The 17,213-nt window shown below is 37.4% G+C and carries 20 protein-coding genes and 1 tRNA gene; 2 read left to right on the forward strand and 19 right to left on the reverse strand.

All coding sequences use genetic code 11. The annotated features are described in order from the left end of the window. Window positions 1-25: 25 nt before the first annotated feature. The 6 genes from HXL38_001785 to rpmG all read right to left on the reverse strand — a co-directional run bounded on the left by HXL38_001785 (window position 26) and on the right by rpmG (window position 5,487). Window positions 26-718: a phosphoglycerate mutase gene (locus HXL38_001785; GenBank protein QWB90709.2), complete on the reverse strand. Its 693-nt coding sequence runs from the start codon at window positions 716-718 to the stop codon at window positions 26-28. 684 nt (window positions 719-1,402) lie between these two features. Beyond that, window positions 1,403-3,643 carry an anaerobic ribonucleoside-triphosphate reductase gene (gene nrdD / locus HXL38_001790; GenBank protein QWB90710.2) on the reverse strand — a complete coding sequence of 747 codons (2,241 nt, stop codon included), beginning with the start codon at window positions 3,641-3,643 and terminating at the stop codon, window positions 1,403-1,405. Between the two features lie 177 nt (window positions 3,644-3,820). After that, window positions 3,821-4,288 carry a hypothetical protein gene (locus HXL38_001795; protein ID QWB90711.1) on the reverse strand — a complete coding sequence of 156 codons (468 nt, stop codon included), beginning with the start codon at window positions 4,286-4,288 and terminating at the stop codon, window positions 3,821-3,823. Window positions 4,289-4,342: 54 nt separating this feature from the next. Next, entirely contained in the window at window positions 4,343-4,642 is a 300-nt protein-coding gene (locus HXL38_001800) for a hypothetical protein (GenBank protein QWB90712.1), read from the reverse strand. A gap of 63 nt (window positions 4,643-4,705) precedes the next feature. Further along, window positions 4,706-5,020, reverse strand: coding sequence for a 30S ribosomal protein S10 (gene rpsJ, locus HXL38_001805; protein QWB90713.1), 315 nt, complete (start codon window positions 5,018-5,020; stop codon window positions 4,706-4,708). A gap of 260 nt (window positions 5,021-5,280) precedes the next feature. Next, the gene (rpmG, locus tag HXL38_001810) at window positions 5,281-5,487 is read right to left on the reverse strand and encodes a 50S ribosomal protein L33 (protein ID QWB90714.1); all 207 of its coding nucleotides are present in this window, start codon (window positions 5,485-5,487) and stop codon (window positions 5,281-5,283) included. A 116-nt stretch (window positions 5,488-5,603) separates the two neighbouring features. Here rpmG and HXL38_001815 point away from each other — a divergent pair, with 116 nt between their 5' ends. Continuing rightward, complete coding sequence (locus HXL38_001815) at window positions 5,604-5,858, forward strand: hypothetical protein (GenBank protein QWB90715.1); 255 nt, start codon at window positions 5,604-5,606, stop codon at window positions 5,856-5,858. A gap of 24 nt (window positions 5,859-5,882) precedes the next feature. Here the strand turns inward: HXL38_001815 and HXL38_001820 are convergent, their stop codons facing one another. Further along, window positions 5,883-6,047 (reverse strand): hypothetical protein, encoded by a 165-nt coding sequence (locus HXL38_001820; protein QWB90716.1) that lies wholly within the window; start codon window positions 6,045-6,047, stop codon window positions 5,883-5,885. 162 nt (window positions 6,048-6,209) lie between these two features. On the opposite strand from HXL38_001820, the gene HXL38_001825 reads away from it, so the two are divergent. Next, window positions 6,210-6,285 (forward strand) — tRNA-Thr (locus HXL38_001825). Window positions 6,286-6,408: 123 nt separating this feature from the next. Here HXL38_001825 and HXL38_001830 read toward each other — a convergent pair. The 12 genes from HXL38_001830 to rpsM form a co-directional block, all read right to left on the reverse strand. Further along, window positions 6,409-7,512, reverse strand: a complete 1,104-nt coding sequence (locus HXL38_001830) for a hypothetical protein (protein ID QWB90717.1) — start codon at window positions 7,510-7,512, stop codon at window positions 6,409-6,411. A gap of 66 nt (window positions 7,513-7,578) precedes the next feature. Beyond that, complete coding sequence (locus HXL38_001835; GenBank protein QWB90718.2) at window positions 7,579-10,407, reverse strand: hypothetical protein; 2,829 nt, start codon at window positions 10,405-10,407, stop codon at window positions 7,579-7,581. Between the two features lie 328 nt (window positions 10,408-10,735). After that, window positions 10,736-11,728, reverse strand: a complete 993-nt coding sequence (locus HXL38_001840; protein QWB90719.1) for a DUF3644 domain-containing protein — start codon at window positions 11,726-11,728, stop codon at window positions 10,736-10,738. A 49-nt stretch (window positions 11,729-11,777) separates the two neighbouring features. Beyond that, on the reverse strand, window positions 11,778-12,929 hold the full coding sequence (locus HXL38_001845) for a hypothetical protein (protein ID QWB90720.1): 1,152 nt from the start codon (window positions 12,927-12,929) through the stop codon (window positions 11,778-11,780). A gap of 42 nt (window positions 12,930-12,971) precedes the next feature. Then, a complete protein-coding gene (locus tag HXL38_001850) occupies window positions 12,972-13,550 on the reverse strand; it encodes a CAP domain-containing protein (protein QWB90721.1) in 579 nt (192 codons plus the stop codon). Window positions 13,551-13,618: 68 nt separating this feature from the next. Continuing rightward, window positions 13,619-14,017, reverse strand: a complete 399-nt coding sequence (gene rpsI, locus HXL38_001855) for a 30S ribosomal protein S9 (GenBank protein ID QWB90722.1) — start codon at window positions 14,015-14,017, stop codon at window positions 13,619-13,621. A gap of 2 nt (window positions 14,018-14,019) precedes the next feature. Then, window positions 14,020-14,466, reverse strand: coding sequence for a 50S ribosomal protein L13 (rplM, locus tag HXL38_001860; protein ID QWB90723.1), 447 nt, complete (start codon window positions 14,464-14,466; stop codon window positions 14,020-14,022). Beyond that, entirely contained in the window at window positions 14,467-14,850 is a 384-nt protein-coding gene (gene rplQ / locus HXL38_001865; protein QWB90724.1) for a 50S ribosomal protein L17, read from the reverse strand. Between the two features lies 1 nt (window position 14,851). Beyond that, window positions 14,852-15,775, reverse strand: coding sequence for a DNA-directed RNA polymerase subunit alpha (locus tag HXL38_001870; protein QWB90725.2), 924 nt, complete (start codon window positions 15,773-15,775; stop codon window positions 14,852-14,854). Window positions 15,776-15,798: 23 nt separating this feature from the next. Beyond that, the gene (gene rpsD, locus HXL38_001875) at window positions 15,799-16,416 is read right to left on the reverse strand and encodes a 30S ribosomal protein S4 (protein ID QWB90726.2); all 618 of its coding nucleotides are present in this window, start codon (window positions 16,414-16,416) and stop codon (window positions 15,799-15,801) included. 2 nt (window positions 16,417-16,418) lie between these two features. Beyond that, entirely contained in the window at window positions 16,419-16,805 is a 387-nt protein-coding gene (rpsK, locus tag HXL38_001880; GenBank protein ID QWB90727.1) for a 30S ribosomal protein S11, read from the reverse strand. Between the two features lie 20 nt (window positions 16,806-16,825). Then, entirely contained in the window at window positions 16,826-17,212 is a 387-nt protein-coding gene (gene rpsM / locus HXL38_001885; GenBank protein ID QXT26501.1) for a 30S ribosomal protein S13, read from the reverse strand. Window position 17,213: the final 1 nt, after the last annotated feature.

Genomic DNA, 17,213 nt, shown 5'->3' on the forward strand with positions numbered 1-17,213 from the left:
ACGCTCTATTTTACTTTCTCGAAAGTTATTCACCAAGCGAATATTCATTCAGAATATTAAGATTCTCATCAAACTCAAAAACGAGTGGCGGAAAGTTTGGAATTTCGACTCCCATGATTTCATCATCGCTCAAGCCTTTGATGTGTTTTACAAGCGCGCGAATTGAGTTTCCATGAGCACCAACGAATACATTCTTTCCACTTTTTAGAGCTGGCGCAATTTGATCTTCCCAAAAAGGTAAAGCACGTTCTAGAGTAACTTTTAAGTTTTCAGCATCTGGAACAACTGAATCATCAAGCAAAGCATAACGGCGATCATTATGTGCAGAATATTCATCATCTCGTGGCATTTCTAGTGGAAGCGTATCATAAGAACGACGCCAAATATGAACTTGCTCTTCGCCAAATTTTTCAGCCGCCTCGGCTTTATTCTTACCAGTTAAACCACCATAATGCCGCTCGTTCAAACGCCAGGATTTTTGAACTGGAACCCAAAGTTGGTCAGAAAATTCCAAAGCCAAATTCGTTGTCTTAATCGCACGCTTTAGAACTGATGTAAAAGCCACATCAAACTCAATTCCCGCTTTTTTAATTAATTTTCCAGCATCAATTGCTTGCTGAACACCTTTTTCACTCAAATCAACATCAGCCCAACCAGTAAAAAGATTCGCTTTATTCCATTCACTTTCACCATGTCTTGCAAAAACTAATTTAGCCATTTTTCTCCTTTCAAAAATTCATTTTATCTATTTTAATTTTAACACTTTCAAACCATTCCTTCAAGCTTTAGCTTACAGCTTTTTCTTGGCTTAAGTATCAAAATATCGCAGAATTTACCACAATCGAATAATAGCTCTTTCAAAAAGTTAGGTGAACTATTTTTGGGTTATTTTTTGAAATTTCTTATTAAAGGAGGCTCCTAAATGGCTAAAAAGAGTGAAATTCAAGATAAACTGGAAAAATTAAAGTCTATTTTAGAATTTAATGCAAAAATTAGCAAAACTCACAAGAGGCCAAAATCAGAACTTAAAAAATCTCAAACACAAAAAATCTTTTGAATAGTTTTTGTGGAAAAACAGAATTTTTTACCAAAACCAATAAAACCTCAAAGACTAGAGATACTTTAAAATTAGTAATTAAAGGTAAAAAATTTGATTATATAGTTCTGTATTTAGATGGAATAAGCCACACAATAACAGATGGGATAAATAAATGTCAAGAACCTAAAATTATTCTTGTTCAAAAAGGGCTGAAAATCATATTTTGATTAAAAGCCAAATTCTTGAAAGATGCTGTAAATATCAACTCACATCAACCTAACTTTTAGTTCAAGTCCTCAAAATTGAGGATTTTTATTTTAAAAAACGCCAGCTTTCGCTGACGCTAAAATAAAATACTTACTTTTACATTGTCGAGCCGTTCATATGTTTCACGCGAGCGGCAATTTCTTTATGTCTCCCTTTAACCATTGGACGGGCCTGCGGGTTGCCTAAGTAGCCACAAGTTCTTTTTACGACATCACAAGTTCTTGGGTCATTATTACCACAATTTGGACATTTGAATCCTCTTTCAGTTGGTTCAAAATCCCCTTCAAAGTTGCACTTGTAACAGCGATCAATCGGAGTATTGGTCCCTAGATAACCGACACGGTCATAGGCATAGTCCCAAACAGCTTCCAAGGCTTTAGGATTTTGTTGAAGAACTGGATACTCACAATAGTGGATAAAGCCACCTGATGCACCTGCTTCTGGATAAACTTTTTCAAAATCCAGCTTTTCAAACGGTGTCGGATTTTTTCGAACGTCATAATGGAAAGAGTTCGTGTAATAACCCTTATCCGTAATATCAGGAATAGAACCGAATTTCTCTGTATCTAAACGGCAAAAGCGGTCAGTTAAGCTTTCGCTCGGTGTGGAATAAACACTAAAATGATAGCCAAATTCATTAGACCAGTCTTCACAGAGTTCTTTCATTTTTCGAACGATAGAAATTGTAAATTCTTTAGCCTTAGGATTAGTTTCCCACGAACCGCCATAAAAAACTGTACCGACTTCGTAAAGACCAATATAACCAAACGAAACAGTTGCACGACGATTTTTAAAAACCTCATCAACCGAATCTTCAGGACTCAGCCTTTTGCCAAAAGCACCATATTGATACAAAATTGGCGCATTCGCTGGTGTTGCTTCCTTAGTCCGCTCAACACGATAAACTAGTGCGTCTTTTACAATTTGAGCACGTTCATCAAAAATCCGCCAGAATTTTTCGAAATTGCCGTCAGATTCAATCGCAATTCGCGGCAAGTTTAGAGTAACTACGCCCAAATTCATTCGGCCAGAATTTACTTCTTCACCATTCTCATCTTTCCAACCTTGAAGGAAAGAACGACAACCCATTGGGACTTTAAATGAACCCGTAAGTTCCACAATCTTATCATAAGATAAAATATCTGGATACATTCGCTTAGTCGCACACTGCAAAGCTAATTGCTTAATGTCATAATTCGGATCTTCACGATAAAGATTTACGCCACGTTTAAGTGTAAATACCAGCTTTGGAAAAATCGCAGTGCGCTGCGACGCACCCAAACCTTTAATACGAATGGTTAAGATGGCTTTTTGAATTTCACGTTCGAGCTCAGTTTGACCGAGCCCAAAACCGAAAGTCACAAACGGCGTTTGACCGTTTGAAGTAAAAAGCGTGTTGACTTCATACTCAAGAGATTGTATAGCATCGTAGATATCTTTACGTGTTCTTTTCCAAGCATACTCTTCCCATTTGTTACTGTCTTCAATCCACTCTTCAGCATCTCTAAGATGTTTTTCGAAATTCTTTTTCGCATAAGGCGCGAGAAGCTCGTCAATACGGTCAGCCGAACAGCCGCCATATTGGTTTGATGCAACATTTGCGATTATTTGAGCAATTTGAGCGGCCGCTGTCTGAATTGATTTCGGACTCTCAATATCAGCGTTTCCCATTCGAAAGCCATTCTTAAGCATTCCTTTAAAATCAATCAAACAACAGTTAGTCATTGGTTCGTAAGGGTTATAGTCAAGATCATGATAGTGGATCTCACCCTTTTGATGAGCGTTCGAAACGTGCAATGGAAGCATTTGTAAACCGATAGCTTTACCTGTAACACCAGCTGTCAAATCACGTCTCGTTGCAAAAACATCGCTATTTTTGTTTGCATTTTCATTCACCGTTGAAGGCTCTTTCGAGATCAACCGGCTAATCGTCTCATCAATTGATTGAGCACCTTCGCGTTCACGTGCTCGTTCTTCTCGATAATTGTGAAAATTATGATAAGTTGCAATGTCATTATCATAAAGCTTTCGCTCAACCAAATCTTGAATCTCTTCCACGGTAAAAACTTTTTTACCGTTCTTCACACTTTCTTTTAACTCATCAAGTACGAAATTGCCAATTTTCAGCGATTCCATAATTGGATTAGCTGGGTCTTCACCTTCAGAGAATGTTGATTGAAAAGCTTTTTCGATCGCGTTAAAAATTCTCTCAACATCAAGTAAAACCTTACGGCCATCTCGCTTTATCACTTTAATGCCTCTAAAAGAAATCTTTATTCCTCCTAACTCTAAAGATTTTAGTTCCTGGCCACTAAATAGTTCAAGTTGTTCTTTCATTTTTATTCACCCCGTTTTTCTATAAAATTGAATTGTAAGTATTTTTTTAAAGTTCTTCTGCTCGACTATTTAATTATAGTGCTTTTGTTTATAAAAATCAATAAAAAAACGCTATATTTAGCGTGTAATATTTACAACAAAATAAAACCACCTCTTTCGAGATGGCTATTCAGTGTTTTATTTTTTTGGACTTTGAAAACAAGACACTGTTAAGATTAGAAGATACAAAATATTAAAAATTATTTCGACAAAAAATGGTGTAGATATTTTTTGCGAAATATTTGGAAAATCTGTGAAAATTATTTGCGAAGAAATAATAGCAACACAGAAAATAGATAAATCTTGTCTAAATTTTGCCTCGCCCGAAATTTTATTCAGCAAAATCACTGAAATAATTATTTCAAAAATCAGTTTCGAAAGCGACAAGATAATCTTCATCTCCGTAAATTCGCCACCAATAATCTCTAAAAAAGAAAAAAATATAACTTCTTGGTTTGCAAGCTGTTTGATTATTAATAAAATCGAGCTTAAAACCATGACCGAAGAAAGAAAAATCATCATTTTTCTATTGATTTTTTCTTTTCCAACACTTCTCGCCAAAATAATTATCGTACAAATTAGAATTACAATAATTTTTTGTATCAATGTACTCACCTCCTAAAAGCGATAATTGCATTATATCACTTTATTTTAAAAAAGTCAAATCAAAAAACCAATTGGTAAAAAGAAACTTATAATCCCACAAATAAGAGAAATTGCATAAAATACTCGCCGATTTTCTTGCCGATTTTCAAAAAAATAAATTAGCAAAAAAGAACTAAAAACTCCAATCGGAATACTTATATTTGTTTTAGTTTTTAGCCAGATTAAAGCAAATAAAGCACACAAAATAAGTTTCACCAAAAAAACCGAATCGCTTTCGGGATTTTTTTCGAAACCACGACGGCTTAATTTTGTGCGATTTCGTGCATAAGTTCTTTGTTTGTTATTTTTGCTCATATTGCTTATGATTATATCATATTTTTTACCAAAAATAAAACCGCCCGAAGGCGATTTTGAAAATTACATTTTGATTTCTGCATCAACCCCAGCTGGAAGGCTAAGATTTTGCAAAGAATCAATTGTTTTTGGTGTAGCGTTACTAATATCAATGAGGCGCTTATGAACACGCATTTCGTAAGCTTCACCACCCATTTTGTAAACATGTGGGCTTTTTACTACTGTAAAAGTGCTTCGTCGTGTTGGTAGAGGCACTGGTCCTGCAACTGTTGCACCAGTTCGAATTGCTGTATCAACAATTTGTTTTGCACTTTGGTCGATAACTTTGTGGTCGTATGCCTTTAGGCGAATACGAATTGTTAGGCCTTGTTCTGCCATTTTTTCTCCTTATTTTGCGTTTGTAACTTCTTTCGAAATTTTAAGATAACTTCGAATGAATTCTCAAACAATTTATATCACCTTAATATTTTAACATAAATCCGCCTAAAATACAATAGAAAAATTCTCGCTTAGACGAGAGCTTTAATTAAAGGGGGCTTTTTAAGAATTACCTACATTTTTGTATAGCAAAAATATAAATGATAGGTTCATTACTAACTACATTCATTAAAATAAAAAGCACCAAACGGTGCAATTTATTAACCTTTTCGTGGTTTAACTTCATTTCGACCAAGAGACTTCTTAGTTTCTGTGAAGATTTCATGTTTTCGTGTCTTTGGATTATATTTTCGCAAAGAAAGTTTTTCAGGTGTATTCTGAGTATTTTTGCGAGTGTAGTAAATTCGGTCGCCAGTAATTTCACTTACAAGACCAATAATCTTTCGTTTAGTATTCTTTTTAGCCATAATCTCTCTTAAATTTATTATTTACGTTCTGTTCTATTCTATCATAAGATTTCGCAAAAAGCAAGACTTTTAATCTCTTATTGACTTATTTTATTTTTTATGGTATAATTTTGATTATGAACAATTTTTTAAAATTTATACAAAAAACTTTAAACAATTCAAATGAACGCATTGTGCTACAAAGATTTTATTTATTTATAGCATTATTCGGATTCATTATCGCAAGTTTTTTAAATATTTTCGAAAATTCAATTAGTAAAATTATCTTAATGATGGTTATTGCTGCAATTTCCATATTTTTTGTAAATGCAATAATATGGGTTATCGGTGAAGCTTTAAAGAGTAACTTTCTAAAAAATAATAAGAAATAGCTATATTAAACTTTTATTATGCAACTAAAATAGAACCGTTTCTTTAATCCAAAGTTGTTCGTAATCTTCATTTTCTAAACTGAGCTGGTTCGAAATTCTAATCATTTCATCAAGACGCTCAACTTCATCTTCAATATCGAACTTATCTAAAACTTTAAAGAAATATTTATCTCCAATTCTATACTTCATTATCGTTACTGTTTTCATAGCCCTCCATAAGAATTATTTTTAGATAAAATATACCTAATTATTATATATTAAAAACCTTAATTTGTCAACAGAAGCCTCGATTTGATACCTAAATATTCATATTGACATTGATATAATTTATATGATATAATTCATTTATTCGCCGCGATAGCTCAGTTGGTAGAGCGCATCCATGGTAAGGATGAGGTCTCGGGTTCAAGCCCCGATCGTGGCTCCAAGAGATTCTTTATTTCTTGGCAGTCTACGAAAATCAAATACCGCACTCTGTTAATACATAAAGATGCGGCTTTTTATTTTTCCGATCAAGGAAATTTATAGATGAGTATAAATTACCTCTGGATTAATAAAATCGCGTAAAAAAATTATATGCCTTACCAGTCCCTTTACTAATCATCCAGTCAAAAGCACTTCCGACGGTTTGAGCGGTCTTTTCACTACCACCGTTGATAATATTTCCGGCAATATTTCGAATATGTGTAGTTGGTGCGGTCAAAAGTCCAGCTTTCCAAAGAGTTGTGAATTTATCCCATTTTGAGCTTGGAATTTGATCCCTTACTTCCCGAATAGCTTCACCAATCGCAATTCTTCGCGCTCGAATCTCTTTCAAATCACCTTCCGGCATCGCATAAGCTTCCCGTAGTTTTCCCAAGAATTCTGCTCGTTGCTCTGGTGTGATGTTAATTTGCTTGTTTGGCTTGTCCTTCATCTTGTCGTTGTAACTTTCAACTTCACGCATTGTACTCATCAACACACCTTCAGGGGTTGTTCTTCGCATTAAGTTCAAAGCTTGCACGGTTCGCCCAGCTTCTGTTGCTTTTTTCGCAAGTTCAACATAGAGTTCACTTGCTTTTAGATCATCACCCATTGCTTGGTAGTGTTTGGCTAGAGCAATTCCTTTAGCCATAGTTTCATCATTTGCTACACGGGTATTTTCTAGTTCATTAAACACTCTTTCTGGGCTTTCTTGTACAGATTTAGCTGCCTTGTTCCATAGTTCACTGTTCTTTTTTGGTGTATATTTCAAAGATTCATCACCAGCATGCATTAATTTCACAAAGTCTTTTGGTGGCGTGTCTGTATCTAATACAGTTTCAGCGAATTTGCGGGTTTTTTGGTCTGTTTCAGCTAAATCACCTTTCGAATCTTGAGCAATCTTATAAACTGGATTTTCGTTATATACTGGTGCATTCTGCTTGTAGTTTTGGGCAAATTTACCAGTTTCAGCTTGTGCATAGAATTGTTTTAAAGTGTCTTGCTGTAATCCCAAAATACCCTTGATTGCTTCCACGATTCTGTCGTAGACTGCAAGCACTCTTGGTGGAATTCCTAATTTTGCACCAAGTCGTTGACTATCTTCACCAGCTAAAATACCGTTATAGTAATCACTAAAGCCATCTGCTAGATACTCTTCCGCAAAAAGGTTTGCACGCTCTTCGGGGTTCATATTAGCGACCTGTTGTGCGTAATTTTCACCATATTTTGCGTTTAGAGCTTCATCACCAACAGTATTTCAAATATCTGCAAGTAGTTCTGCTCGGTTATCGGCACGTGTTAACAATTTGTGTCCAAGCTCATGGTTGAGTGTGTTTAAATCGCCATCGTTAATGGTAATTTTACCAGTTTTCTCATCAAAGAAACCTTGTGCACGGCGTTCCAATTCGTTCGCCCATTCATTGAAAGCAATGCTTTGATCTCCGGTAAGTTCTTGGTGACGAGCTTGAAGGTTCTCTTTGGCTACTCTTACCAAATTCTCCGCTTCAGCCTTTTGTTTAAAGCGTATAATTCCAGCAGCATCATCAACGCCCTTAAAGTATACAACTTCACCACTCTCGCCAAACTTATCGCCTGTTTCTACAAAAGGTTTTTTAGTATATTGAGCAAAAGCTTCTGGTCGGCCAAGCGCCATTTGTTCTAAGAGATCATATTCATCTTCATCCATCTCATCATATAGCTTAGGATTTCGCATAATCTCATCCATTCGCTTATTAGCCATAGCTTGAAGCTTGTCTGATTCTTGCACTGAAACAGTGTTTTTGTCATTTCTGCGAGTTTCAAGAATGTTATCACCATATTTATGTGCTGTATCTAAATTATCTGTAAAGAATGCTCCGTTTTCATAGTTGCCAGAATCTGCAAAGTTAGTTTGATTCTTAATAATCCCCCTACCAGTTTGTGCTTGACCACGATAGATTGGTGTTCCTTCGGTTTCGGTATAGTTAACTTCTGGTAAGTTAGAATTGTCGTTTGGTAGTCTATATTTTACGCTATCATTGACTTTTTGGTCATTTCGTGCTAAACTATCACTAGAAACATCGGAATAGGATCCAGTGGATGAGTTTTCTCTGAAGTTGGAAGTTCCGGTGTTTTCTTTTGTTGTAATTCCATATAAAGAATTTATATTTTGAGCATTATTTTTAGCAATATTTAAAGTATTATCAAAGCTTTTGCCGGCATATCGAGATTTTATATTTCGATAATCAAAACCATCTGGTGCTATACCATGGGCTTTAGAATCATCAGCACTATGTAGATATTGCGATTTTTCAATTACATCTTTTATTCTTGGCACTAGTCGTTGCTTAGCGATAAATTCAGTATCTGTACCTGTTCCAGTGGTGTAACTGGATATTTTTTTATTCCCCTTATTAGTCAAGCTAATTTCTTGCCCATCACCCGTCACATACGGATTATTCGCCCGTAAATCTTGAAGCATATTAAAGCTACGCTCACTCATTCGTTTGCGAGTATCACCTGTAAATCTACCAATTAGCTCATCTTTAGTAAAGCCTAACTGATCGCTATCTAAACGACCAATGTTTGTTTCTCTCCTTGGGGTATATTGCAAGTCTCCACCTCGGTTTTGCCTCTCCGCTTCTGCGAGGGTGATTTTTTCGCGCGTTGGAATTGTTGCATTTCTTTCTGCCTCATATAATGCTTTAGGATCATAATAGGTGTTTCTTTTAGTGTTGCCTAAAACTGCATCTGGGTGAAGTTTAGAGATACTCACTTCGCCATCTGCCATATTGTTGCTTTTATATGGATTCTTAACCGATTCCATTCCACCGAAGGCCATTTTGCCAGCTCCGCCCATAATTCCACCCATTAAAGCACTTTCAGCGACACCTTCGTGAATATCTTGTTTGTTGTCGAAAAGCTTTTTGGTGAAGTTTTCGGCATATTGTTGTGCACCTTCTTCACCAGCTTCGCCCAATGCACCAGTAATAGCTCGCCCAACCATATTTTTTGCAAATTTACCGCCAATTTTACCAGTAAGGTTATCAATTCCAAGCTTTTCAATTGCGGCTTGCACTCCAGCGTTAGCAGTTGAAGCTAAATAGCGCGAAGTAAAGCTACTTGGTGTGTATGTTTCACCTTTTGCTGCTGTTTCAGCCTTTTTGCGAGCTTCAATGTTGTCTAAGTGGTCCATCATATCTGAATGTGCCTCAACACCATGTACTACCGCTGGGGCGATACCACCAGTCACGGGGGTCATTGCAGCATCGATCGCCATTCTTGCTCCAGAACTACCTAAGCCATATGCCATTTTATTATCTTGATCAGTTAAGCCTGTTGCATCATTGAGTGTTTTTCGCACAATGTTCTTTTCACGGTCTGCTCGCACCCGTTTAATTAAATTGTTTGCAAATTGGTTGTCTTCATCAAATAATTTAATTGTATTAGCCCCAAATTCTGTAAGCGCTCCAGAAGTTTTCGGCACAAATTCTCCCACGGTATTAACTGCACCTTTCACTGCTGATACTGGCACAACAACTGTTTGTTGAAGATTATCATTATAATTTTTAGTGAAATCACTCACCGCTGTAGCATTTTTATTGATATTCTGGCTAGTTTGCGCAATATTTTGCTTCGCTTGCTGATCATCTGGTCCATATTTTCGGAGCATTTCAGCGTTCACCCGGTTTTGAATATTCTGGTTAATGGTGTTTTCTCGCATTTGGGCTGTTTTACCACCACTAAAAATATCATTCAAAAAGTTCGCCGCATGGTCTGACCCTTGGTTGTAGCGGTCTGTTTCTTCTTGCCGATACTTATCCGCCAACTGCTGGCGTTCTTGGTCTCGGTTCATTTGTGGTTGTGGTTGAATGGGTTGCACCGGTTTCACTGGGTTTAAGTCCACCGAACTCTTCGCAAATTCTTTTGGCTGTTGTGGCTGGGTGGGGTTGCTTAAATTATTCGCAAAATTATCTCCCAGTTTTGGTATGCTATTAAAACTCACCGCAGATTGTTGTTGCTGTGGTTGCTGTTGTTCATCTTCTCGCTTTTTCTTTTGGCCAAAAAGTCCACCAAAAAAGTCGCCAATACCTTTGAAAATATCCATCTCTTCTCCTTATCTTGTCGCTGCAAAATAAAAAACTGAGCGACGCAAATGTTAATATTTTGCTAATCGCTCAGCGCTCTGAGTGGATTATTTTATAATTTTATTATAACACAAAACCCATGTCTCTAACAATTTTTATTCTACTTATGTTTTGTCAATACCTTTTTTGGGCTTTTTTCGCCAATTTTATATCTGTAATTTGACAAAATGTATTGATTATTTTTTAATAGTGTGGTATAATAGAAACATAAAGATAGCCTGTAAAGGAAAAAAGCTGAGTTCCCGAATGGGAGTAAGACAACGGTCGAGAATTCTCATGCTCCTGGGGCTATTTTTCTTTTAGCTCTTCAATTGATCGCTTAAGATTTTCTATAATATTTTCAGGATCTTTTTTTATAGCTTCTATGATAATATTTACGAATTTATCCGAGTAAGCAAATCTATTCAGCCATTTAAAGCAATATTCGGGATTATCTTTAGCATTATAAAATTTCACAAATAACTGAAAATCATTAGTAGTAAAAATAGAGTTTATTCTCTCTTCTCCTTTTATTTTAGTTATTTTTATATTTTCGTTCTTTAACGCTTTATTCACCAAATTAACCACATTATTCGTAAAGCGTGGGTGAGTTTTCCGCGGATCAAGGATCTTATTAACCTGAACTACCGAATCGTCAGCATCTAGGCTAACAGATACAGACCAGTCAGCTTCGTCTTCATTCTTAGTGATAAATATTTTTGACTCGATCGGTATAGCAAATTTATCACCACTACTTTGAATTTCCTGTTCTATCTGATGTTTTTCCGATAATATCTTTTCGGCCATCTCTGGTGAATATTTGGCTCGGATCTCTTCATCTGTTGCTACATTTACTTGAGCAGATAACATAATAAACCCATGCGGTAAAATATTCAAAATATCTATCCCGTGATATTCTTTCATTTTATCTATATAATCGATAACATTTCGCTGAAAAATTTGAACATACATAGACTCGTGGTCTGTTGTAATAAAATGACTGCTCTTATTGCGCAGATTATTTATTGTATTTATATTTTTACGAAGAGGAGAATTCTTATTTGTTATAACTCGCTTAAGAGACTCTGGTAAAGAAAGCGTATTATTACTATTTTTGTAGTAGATAGGTTTTTCATCTTTTAATAATTTAGCTTTCAGCATAAGTTCCCAAGCATTGCATACGAAAAGAGCAAACCCCTCAACTCTATATTTAATAGTTGGTTTATTATAGATTTCTAAAGCCATAGTAAAAGCTTCAATACTTTTTTCTATCATTTTTTCAGAAAGTTGTTTATTATTCATACCTACTATTATACCATAACCAAAAGAAAGCCCTTTCGAGCTCCCTTTTCTACACCTGCAAATCCTTTTTCTTCTTATTTGGATCAAGCAACGCAGCAAGTCGTGGGTCAAGCTGGTCTTGGAGTCCCGCCTGATCCGGATTTCCGCTGTCCACTTTCACACCTTGCACATTTTCGCTATAATCGCTAAGCTTTGGTGCTTTAAATTCCACTTTTTCAAGGGCTTTTGGTGTTTCCTTGCTCAAATCCAAAATCTTGTTCTGGCTGTTGCTAATCTGGTTAGATAGATCCCGTGTTTGGTCTATCGCACTCTGCAACCCTTGGCCATTGGCAGTCTTCTGTTTCTGCCTTGCATCCATAATGCGGCTATTCAAGTCAATTCGGCTACTTTCAATTTGTGAGTCAACATTATTTAACGCATCTTGGCGGTTAGTTTCCCAATCTTTCTTGTTCTTATTGTACGCATTAGTTGCGCTAGCAAACTCCAAGTCTTGGTTTCGGCGATCTCGAGCGAAAGCATCTTGTGCGCTTCCAGCGTTTCGGCTCGCCTCCAAACCAACTGCCCAAGGAGCGACAATTTGTGCTGCGCTTGAATCTCCCGCTCCACCTGCTGCAAACATTTGGCGCAAAGCGTTGGTTTGATTGTTTGCATCTTCCATGATTTGTGAACGCACTGCACGGTTTTGGGCTTCTGAGTCTCGTTTGTTCATCTCATATGCGCCCTTGCTTTGGGTATAGCTGTTTTCAAGGTCATTTAGCTGGTGGGCGTAGTTATTTTCAACATTACCACGCCAAATATCTCGTTGGCGATCCAATCTGCCCAAACCTTCAGTTGCCACTCGTTCTTGCTCACGGTATTTCGCAATTTCATCTGCTCTTGCTTTTGCTTGAGGGTCGTAGGTTCCGCCTTGGCGTGGGTCTGAGTAGACTGGATCTGGTTTCTCCCTCTTGTTTTGATTTACATTATTCTTTTTCCAGTCATTATATAATCCCCTTACAACATTGCTAGTTCCAGCGTATTCAAACCCTAGGTCGTTAGCATCATTAAAACCAGTTCCGTCAGGATGATTAGCCCTAATTAGAGCATTTCTATCTACGCCACCGTCATTTCCGGTATATTTCAAGAAGTTATTAAAACCGTTCGCAGCCAAAAAACCACGAAAGTCATCCTTGCCGTTATAATTATTGTAGTCTAAAGCCATATCTTCCTCTATATGTTATTTGGGAGATAATGTTTGGCTTAGTTATTTTTTTTGACAAAAATGTTGAACAGCTATAGTATGATAATGCTTCTCTCTTCCACCGCGCGTTACATACATTCCAGCGTGCGTAAATTTAGGGTTTAAAATATTCTCTTTATGTCCTTGACTACCCATCCAGCCATCTACGAGTTGTTTTTCTACAGGGTAGTTCCAAGAGATATTTTCCCCAAGCCAGCTACACCTTAAATTAGGGTTTAAATCTACGATATAATCCATCCCATCATATCCGGTTTGCGGGTCTACATGGTCGGTGTTCTGAATATCCTGCATACGCTTAGCTTTTGTTTCGGCAGAAATATCAAGTTCATGAAGCCTTACTAAAGGTTTAACTCCAGCTTTAATTCTTTCTTCATTGACAAGCCTGAAGAGTTCGTCAGAGCTCAATTCTTTAAAAGTGTAATCTACTTTGGGCTCTTCTTTTTTCGCACATGTACCAGATAAGCAGTTGTTTATAAAATACATCGGAACGGCTATCAATACCACAGGTATCATAGCTATAGCTAAAATCATAAAAAATACTTTAAGCATTCTTTTTATAGCTATCTTTTGCACATCTTTCATATCTTGATATTACTCCATTTAATTCAAAAAACAACCACCCATAAAATGAACGGTTGTTTTTTTGTATATTAACGCTTTGAGAACTGTTCTCGTTTTCGAGCAGATCGCAAACCGTATTTTTTGCGTTCCTTTTCGCGAGGGTCGCGTTTTAGGAATTCAGCCTTTTTAAGAACTGGTCGCAAGTCAGCATGAGCAATAGTTAGAGCTTTCGAAATAGCAAGCTTAATTGCGTCAACCTGACCAGCCAAACCACCACCGTTAACCTTTACAGTAATATCAAAATCAGCTTGTTTACCAACTAAGGCGAGCGGATCTGTGATCTCAGCAAGCATAGATTTATTACCATCAAGGTATTCAATTGCAGTTTTACCATTAATAGTTAAATTACCTTTTCCAGCATATAGTCGAGCGCGAGCTGTTGCAGCCTTGCGTCGGCCAAGACCGTAGAAATATTTAGCTTCAGCCATAATTATTTAACCTCAACTTTCTCTGGTTTTTGAGCAGCGTGATTATGTTCAGCACCAGTATAAACTTTCAAACGTTTCATTCGATCTGCTTGAAGTTTATTCTTTGGAAGCATTCCATAAACAGCTTTTTCGATAATCATTGCAGCGTTCTTTTCACGCAATTCTTTTAGTGAAGCTTCACTCAAACCACCAGGGAAACCACTGTGTCGGTAATACATCTTAGCTTCTTCCTTATTGCCAGTAACTTTAACTTTTTCAGCATTAATAACAATCACATAATCTCCACCATCTGTGTGTGGGGTGTATGTTGGTTTATTTTTGCCTGTTAGTAAAGTTGCAATTTTTGCACTAAGTCGACCAAGTGTAGCCGATTCCGCAGCGTCGATCAATAGCCACTTTCGCTCAACTTCAGTTGGTTTTTGTGAATAAGTTTTCGCATTAACAGCCATTTACTTATCCTCGCTTTCATGTTTAATTTCATCAACAAACTCAATTGTAGCCATTTGAGCAGCATCACCGCGACGAATTCGAGTTCGTTCAATTCGCAAATGACCACTATTTCGCTTCGAAAGTTGTGGAGCAATAATGTCTACTAATTTATTTGCTGCGTCAATATTACCAAGTTTGGCCATAACTTGACGACGGTTATGTAAATCACCTTTTTTAGCTTTAGTGATAAGCTTTTCTGTGTAGCGCAAAGTCTCTTTGGCTTTTGGCAAAGTTGTTTCAATTTTGCCATGAATGACTAACGAAGTCGCTAAGCCTTTGAGGAGCGCACGGCGTTGGTCGCGTTCACGACCAAATTTTCGCCCTTTATATCCATGTCGGTGCATATTATAAATTTAACTCCGCTATTTTATCTTTTACTTCATCCAAAGCTTTGCTTCCAAAGCCTTTAAGTTCACGCAAATCTTGTTCGGTAAGGTTTACTAGGTCGTGAACAGTGCGAATGTCATTATTAACAAGCGCATTTGTTGTTCGAGCTGTCAAGTTTAAATCTTCAATTGATGTGTGAAGTTCACTTGCTTCATCCTCAAATTCTTCACCTAAAGCTGGAGCAGCTTCAATCGTTGTAGAACCAGCAAGTGCCGTATATTGATTTGCTAAAATTGCCGATGCTTGTTCGAAAGCTTCCCGTGGAGAAAGCGATCCATCGGTCTCGATAGTTAGATCTAATCTATCAAGGTTCGAAACCTGACCAACACGAGTATTATCAACTTTGTATCGAACTCGCAAAACTGGCGTGAAAATTGCATCAACCGCAATCATATCACTATGAATTCGGTCCTCACTAGATTCTTCAATAGTTTTATAACCATGACCAGATTCAACTACAATATCCATTACAAATTTAGTCTTTTTATCGTCAATAGTAGCGATAACTTGATCTGGATTTACTACTTCCATATCAGCATTTGTTTGAATATCACCAGCAGTAATTACGCCAGCACCAGTTTTTTCCAATCGAAGTTCAACAGGCGAATCAGTGTGAGCCTTAAATTTTATATTCTTAAGATTTAACATTATATCAACCACGTCTTCTTTCACACCTTCAATTGATGTAAATTCATGGCTAACTCCGTCAATCTTAAAAGCAACTATTGCTGCACCATTAATACTCGAAAGGAGCACTCGGCGCAAGCTATTTCCAAGCGTATTACCGTATCCAGGCTCAAGCGGCTTCACAACAAAAGTTGCAACATTTTCGCTTAAGTCTTGAATTTCAGCAAGCGCTGGGTTATGAATTAATTTTGACATATAAACTTTTAGCTCCTTACCTTTTATCGTGAGTAATATTCAACGATTAGCTGTTCATTAATTCCAGCTTCTGCCTCTTCTCGTTTAGGAAGACCTGAAATAGAAACTGTCATTTTCTTACTGTCAGCTTTTAACCAGCTAAGTGGAGCTGGGGCTGCATCAGCAACAACATCTTCAAGATTTGTGAAATAGCCAGATTTTTGGCTCTTTGGTCGAACAACAATCTCGTCGCCAGCTTTTAGTCGAATTGAAGGAATATCAACTCGTCGACCATTCAACAAGAAATGTCCGTGGCTCACCAACTGGCGAGCTTGTCGTCGTGAAGTTGCGAAACCTGCTCGATAAATAGCATTATCTAAACGAAGTTCCAAAAGCTGTAGTAAGTTTTCACCAGCCAAACCTTCACGGCGTGACGCTTCTTTCATCAATCGTGCAAATTGCTTTTCGAGAAGTCCATAAAGTCTTCGAACTTTCTGCTTTTCGCGCAATTGAACTGCATATAAACTTGGCTTTCCCTGTCGAGAACCTGAATGTTGACCAGGAATTCCACTTTTACGTGCCATAATTTTAGCAGCTTTTCGATGAAGGGCATAGCCTTCTCGGCGTGATTGTTTAACAATCGGAGATCTATCTCTCGCCATAATTAAGCCCTCCTTGCTTTCTTAGGACGAACGCCACCGTGTGGGACGCCAGTCACATCTTTAATACTTTCAACATTAATGTTTACATTCGAAAGTGAGCGAATCGCTGAATCGCGACCAAGTCCAACACCTTTAACGAAAACATCAACTGATTTTAGCCCATAAAGAGCTTGTACATTTTCGGCTGCTTTTTCAGTTGCAACCTGCGCTGCATAAGCTGTACCTTTTTTGCTTCCTCGGAAGCCACAAGCACCAGCACTTGCTGCCGCTAAAGCGTTACCTTTTTTATCCGTAAAAGTAATGATTGTGTTGTTAAAGGTTGCTTGAATATGCATTTGACCTGATGGAACAGATCGGCGCTGTTTTTTACGACTAACTTTTTCTGCCATTTTTCTATCCCTTTCCTAAATCAAGTCTTGCTTGCTGCTTTTGGCTGTGCTCCACCAACGGCGATTGCGCGACCCTTTCGAGTTCGTGCATTCGTTCGTGTGCGCTGACCGTTTACAGGCAACCCTGATTTGTGTCGCATACCTTTATAGTTGTTAATGTCTTTTAGACGTTTAATATTATTTGCCACGAGGCGTTGCAGATCACCTTCTACGGTATAATTATTATCAATAATTTCACGTAGTTTCTGTTCTTCAGCCTCGGTGAGATTTTTCACCCGAGTGGTCGGCTCAATATTAGCCGCCGCAAGGATGGTTCGCGAAGTTGTTTCACCAATACCATAAATGTAGGTAAGAGCAATCCAAACTTGCTTTTCTGCTGGGATTGTTACCCCTGCGATTCGAGCCATA

The organism is Candidatus Saccharimonas sp., assembly GCA_015256915.3.
GTDB lineage: Bacteria > Patescibacteriota > Saccharimonadia > Saccharimonadales > Saccharimonadaceae > Nanogingivalis.

Bases quoted from the DNA above. Each gene is read 5' to 3' on its own strand.
- HXL38_001785 (QWB90709.2), bottom strand. From the start codon at position 718: ATGGCTAAATTAGTTTTTGCAAGACATGGTGAAAGTGAATGGAATAAA.
- nrdD (QWB90710.2), bottom strand. From the start codon at position 3,643: ATGAAAGAACAACTTGAACTATTTAGTGGCCAGGAACTAAAATCTTTA.
- HXL38_001800 (QWB90712.1), bottom strand. From the start codon at position 4,642: ATGAGCAAAAATAACAAACAAAGAACTTATGCACGAAATCGCACAAAA.
- rpsJ (QWB90713.1), bottom strand. From the start codon at position 5,020: ATGGCAGAACAAGGCCTAACAATTCGTATTCGCCTAAAGGCATACGAC.
- rpmG (QWB90714.1), bottom strand. From the start codon at position 5,487: ATGGCTAAAAAGAATACTAAACGAAAGATTATTGGTCTTGTAAGTGAA.
- HXL38_001815 (QWB90715.1), top strand. From the start codon at position 5,604: ATGAACAATTTTTTAAAATTTATACAAAAAACTTTAAACAATTCAAAT.
- HXL38_001820 (QWB90716.1), bottom strand. From the start codon at position 6,047: ATGAAGTATAGAATTGGAGATAAATATTTCTTTAAAGTTTTAGATAAG.
- HXL38_001830 (QWB90717.1), bottom strand. From the start codon at position 7,512: ATGAACCCCGAAGAGCGTGCAAACCTTTTTGCGGAAGAGTATCTAGCA.
- HXL38_001835 (QWB90718.2), bottom strand. From the start codon at position 10,407: ATGGATATTTTCAAAGGTATTGGCGACTTTTTTGGTGGACTTTTTGGC.
- HXL38_001840 (QWB90719.1), bottom strand. From the start codon at position 11,728: ATGAATAATAAACAACTTTCTGAAAAAATGATAGAAAAAAGTATTGAA.
- HXL38_001845 (QWB90720.1), bottom strand. From the start codon at position 12,929: ATGGCTTTAGACTACAATAATTATAACGGCAAGGATGACTTTCGTGGT.
- HXL38_001850 (QWB90721.1), bottom strand. From the start codon at position 13,550: ATGAAAGATGTGCAAAAGATAGCTATAAAAAGAATGCTTAAAGTATTT.
- rpsI (QWB90722.1), bottom strand. From the start codon at position 14,017: ATGGCTGAAGCTAAATATTTCTACGGTCTTGGCCGACGCAAGGCTGCA.
- rplM (QWB90723.1), bottom strand. From the start codon at position 14,466: ATGGCTGTTAATGCGAAAACTTATTCACAAAAACCAACTGAAGTTGAG.
- rplQ (QWB90724.1), bottom strand. From the start codon at position 14,850: ATGCACCGACATGGATATAAAGGGCGAAAATTTGGTCGTGAACGCGAC.
- HXL38_001870 (QWB90725.2), bottom strand. From the start codon at position 15,775: ATGTCAAAATTAATTCATAACCCAGCGCTTGCTGAAATTCAAGACTTA.
- rpsD (QWB90726.2), bottom strand. From the start codon at position 16,416: ATGGCGAGAGATAGATCTCCGATTGTTAAACAATCACGCCGAGAAGGC.
- rpsK (QWB90727.1), bottom strand. From the start codon at position 16,805: ATGGCAGAAAAAGTTAGTCGTAAAAAACAGCGCCGATCTGTTCCATCA.
- rpsM (QXT26501.1), bottom strand. From the start codon at position 17,212: ATGGCTCGAATCGCAGGGGTAACAATCCCAGCAGAAAAGCAAGTTTGG.